This window comes from Bartonella sp. TT29SHDZB (assembly GCF_042193395.1).
Taxonomy (GTDB): Bacteria; Pseudomonadota; Alphaproteobacteria; order Rhizobiales; family Rhizobiaceae; genus Bartonella.
This window is the reverse complement of the sequence record NZ_JBHILQ010000169.1, coordinates 1-551: the sequence shown is the minus strand read 5'-3', so window position 1 is coordinate 551 and position 551 is coordinate 1. Positions and strand designations below refer to the sequence as shown.

Annotated in this window: 1 protein-coding gene; it reads right to left on the bottom strand. The window is 36.3% G+C overall.

The features are described from left to right. Positions 1-551: DUF6990 domain-containing protein (locus tag ACFIJJ_RS10140; protein ID WP_375646862.1), on the bottom strand; the 551-nt coding region annotated here is incomplete at both ends.

Here is a 551-nt window from a genome sequence, read left to right as displayed (position 1 = left end):
ATCAATTTGACCTGTCAATGCTAAACAAGCTAAATGCCAGACTATACGTATATTGTAGCTATACTTTTGAACACGTGTTTTGCTTTCTATTGATGCTTGTAAATCTTGGGCACGTGCCCATTGTATTATTCGCTCAGATATTTTGATAAGCTCTTGCTCATCTAATGTCTCTACACAAATATCAATGCCTTTACCAAAACCACTAAAAACCCCCCCCCCAATCGTATTAAAAGAATTATAAATATTTTTAGGAGAAACACACCAATATTCCTTACTATAGTGAATACAATTGCAAGCGACAGAAATCATTTCATTAGATATTTCAGCTTCAATACGGACATTGTAATTATCATGAAGACGTATAAAACCAAAATCAAATTGAATAAAGCGGTCGGGCAAAATCAACCACATTTTTCCAGGTTCCGTTGAAAACCACCCTTGTGTTTTAAGAACGCGCATTGCTGCTGTGAGACTTATCGAGCGCTGTTTTGGCTTCTTGCGCGTTAGAATATCGTCTAATTCCCCATTTTTATAGGCCTGTGCAAAAAAAA